The organism is Treponema sp., from assembly GCF_045657965.1.
Lineage (GTDB): Bacteria > Spirochaetota > Spirochaetia > Treponematales > Treponemataceae > Treponema_D.
The window spans coordinates 1-3399 of record NZ_JAZOUG010000008.1 but is presented as its reverse complement, the minus strand read 5'-3'; the positions used below and the strand labels follow the sequence as shown (position 1 = coordinate 3399).

Annotated in this window: 3 protein-coding genes; all 3 read left to right on the top strand. The window is 41.6% G+C overall.

Annotated features, from left to right (window positions below; all coding sequences use genetic code 11):
• Positions 1-1335, top strand: a 1335-nt coding sequence (locus tag ACKI5B_RS00180; RefSeq protein ID WP_407424934.1) for a radical SAM protein, incomplete at its 5' end; no start/stop codon positions are given.
• Between the two features lie 44 nt (positions 1336-1379).
• The gene (locus tag ACKI5B_RS00175; RefSeq protein ID WP_407424933.1) at positions 1380-2540 is read left to right on the top strand and encodes a hypothetical protein; all 1161 of its coding nucleotides are present in this window, start codon (positions 1380-1382) and stop codon (positions 2538-2540) included.
• Positions 2541-2545: 5 nt separating this feature from the next.
• On the top strand, positions 2546-3331 hold the full coding sequence (locus ACKI5B_RS00170; RefSeq protein WP_407424932.1) for an amidohydrolase family protein: 786 nt from the start codon (positions 2546-2548) through the stop codon (positions 3329-3331).
• Positions 3332-3399: the final 68 nt, after the last annotated feature.

Sequence of the window (3399 nt, the reverse complement as noted above, 5' to 3'; positions counted from 1 at the left end):
CAGTCGCTCGATGAGCTTACCGACAAAATCCTGCCGCAGTTTACGGGCGTAGACCGCGCGGCAATCAAGGCTGACGCGGCGGAATTCTATGACGCACTCGTGGCGGACGGTTTTATCGTAAAGGGCGAGAACGAGGCGGAGCTTAATGCGCAGGACACGGGCTTTACCTACAATGCAATTTTACCAAAAACAAACCGCGAAGATTTTTCGCCTACCATTCAACGGGCTGATACAGAAACACAAGACTTATTGGAAAAGCATTTTGCGGGAAAGCCACATCTTACCAATTTTCAGATTGAGCTTACCTCAAAATGCAACGAGCGGTGCGTCCACTGCTACATTCCGCATAAGTTCAAACTGAATAATATCACGGATGAAATGTATTACTCTGTTCTTGAGCAACTTTCTAAAATGGGCGTACTTGGTGTAACCCTTTCGGGCGGTGAGCCGATGACGCATCCTCATTTTAAGGAATATCTCCGTGTCGCGAAAAACTATGACTTTTATGTGAATATTCTTTCAAATCTTACTTTGCTTGATGACGAGACTATTCAAATAATGAAAGAAGGCAATGTATCTTCTGTCCAAGTTTCGCTTTACTCAATGATTCCGGAACATCACGATGCAATCACAACGCTCAAAGGAAGTTTCTATAAGACTCGCGATGCTATTTTGAAATTGATTGAAAATGATATTCCGCTTCATGTCAGCTGTCCTACAATGAAAGGTAATAAAGACGATTATGGTGATGTTATCCGCTGGTGCCATGAGCATAAAATCCGAGCACAGACTGATTACATAATGATGGCAGAATACAATCACGAAACGGATAATCTTGCAAATCGTTTGACGGTAGATGAGGCTGGAAAAGTTATCAAGGATATTATGGCTGACGACACTGACTATCAGGAAGCAATACTTGCACCTGATTTTGTTCACCGCTGTAATATGAGCCAATTCAACCCGGAGCGACGTCTTTGTGGCGTGGGTATTTCTTCATGCTGTATGGTCGAAAACGGCAATGTGTACCCATGTCCTGGCTGGCAGATGATGGTGTTGGGAAATCTGAATGAATCATCACTTGAAGAAATCTGGAACAATAGCGGAAAAATCAAATGGCTTCGCTCGCTAAAATTTAAAGACATGGGTGGCGGCGAGTGCTGCAAGTGCGACAAGGCGGCTTTCTGCGCTCCCTGCATGGTGCGAAACGCCAACGAATCAAAGACAGGAAATCCCCTTGAAATCAACCGTCACTTCTGTGCCGTAGCCGCAAAGAACAAGCAGATTGTTTTGGACTGGCGAGAGGCAAAACTAAAGGAACTGGGAAAGTCGTGATGTTGAGCATAGCTAAACATTTCTAATATTTTTTGGAGGATATTATGGGATTCAATCCGATGGAAAAAATGAAGGCTGCGGCCGCCTCAAAAGTGGAAGACTTAAAAGATTCAGCCATGAGCAAAGCGTCTGAATTAAAAAGCGCCGCCGGTGAAAAATTAAAAGAAGGCGCACAGGCTACGGGAGCGGCATTAAAAGAAGGTGCTGCAAATGCGATTGATGAATTAAAAAACGGGCCGAAGCCGGCCGAGCCTGTTCATATTACAACTGCTGATGATTTTTCGGGTAATCTTGATTGTCCTGTGAACGTATGTCTTTTGGATTATTTTGCAAAGTCTGCGTATGCAAATATGGAACCAGAGGAAGAAGATGGTGATGAAAAAGACTACAAGTTTACCAAGGATGAATTATCTCCGGTAATTTCAGTATGTCTTTCAGAAGATGAAGTTGAAGTAGACGAAGATGATGAAGAAATTGATGAAAATCTATATTGTACGCAATGTAAAGAAAAGACTGGAAATTATTATACATTCGTTACTACTCTCGATAAGAAATTAGAGCCGCTCATAAGCGGTGATGGAAACCGTCGCTTCTGTTCAGAAGATTGTTGTAAAAAATATTTTGAAGAAAAATATAAGCAGTCTGTTTTTGTGACTGCAGATGTTGATCGTTATAACTATCGTCAGGAAGCAGCAAAGGAATACTTAAAAACAGGAACATCTTCTGATCTTGTTAATGAATCTGAAACAGCTGACTCTAGTGATAATAATCCTGACTACAGTAATTATGATAAATCTGACTGCTGTGCGGAATGTGGCACTCCATTTGTTATTGCCGGAGCTTATTATGATTACATTATTGAAAGTTCGAACAAAGAGCAGGATAAGCTCATAAAGAAAGACAAAGAAATCCAATATAAACACTTCTGTAGTTCTGAATGTGCAAAGAAATTTTTTGAAAAGAAATATCCTGGAGTTTTTGTTACTGAAGATAGAGACGAATATGCTGCGCGTCTTATGGCGGGACGAAAGAATCTGGGAAATGCTTCTTTCGGTGACAAATTGGCGCAAAGAGCCGCCGATAACATGAAGAATATGGCAGCAAGGAACGAAATGCTTCAGAAAAAACAGGAAGAAATGGCTTCAAAAAATAAAGCCGGTATTTTAGGAATGTTCTTCCCGTTCTTGAACAAGTTCTTGAAGTAGGTAGAATGACAGCCCGCTATGATGACTTAAAAACACATGATTTTCATACACACATCGGCCAGTACTGGAATACATACTACGACTGGCACGATGTGTTCTCTTGCCTGAAAGCAAACGGCATATCCGGCACTACCTGCGCATACCTTACGCCAAAGTTTGACGATATGAAAACGGCAGTGGAATTTCATCATGCTGTTGTAGAAGAATGGCATACGGCATTGAAGTTTGCATCTTCCATAAAGCTGAAAGTAAAACCGTTATGGTGGGCAGACCCGCTTGTACTGCGTTCAGGGCTTTCTGTTTCTGATGCTTTTTTTGAACTTCCGTTTGCGGGAATTGCATTGCATCCCCGCTTGCATGACTGGACAAAAGAAAACAGTTCTCTTACGGATGCGATTTTTGAATTTGCAAAAGGGCAGGATATTCCGCTCTTTATTCACACTGGACTAAGCGAGGACGACAGCCCTTATCTTTTTGAGCCTTGGTTCAAGAAGTTTCCAGAAGTGGAAGCTCATCTTGCCCATTGCCGCGATTCTGAGGCAATTATTGATTTGTTTTCCAAATATCCCAAGTTGCTCGGGGACACAGCCTTCTGCCCGGATGAAAGCTATGATGCAATCTGCAAGGCGGGTTTTTCCGAGAGGATGCTTTACGGAACGGATTTTCCCATAACTCATTATGTGGAACTTAGCGAAATTAAACACGTACAAAGTGATTTTCAGCCAGCTTTTGAAGAACTTTGCAAAAACTATAAAAAACTGAAATTAAAGAGCGATTGCTTAATCGTATAAAAATATGGAGGAAAATTTATGTATAAAAACAAATTTGGTAATCCTGAATGGGAAAAATCTTTAGACAC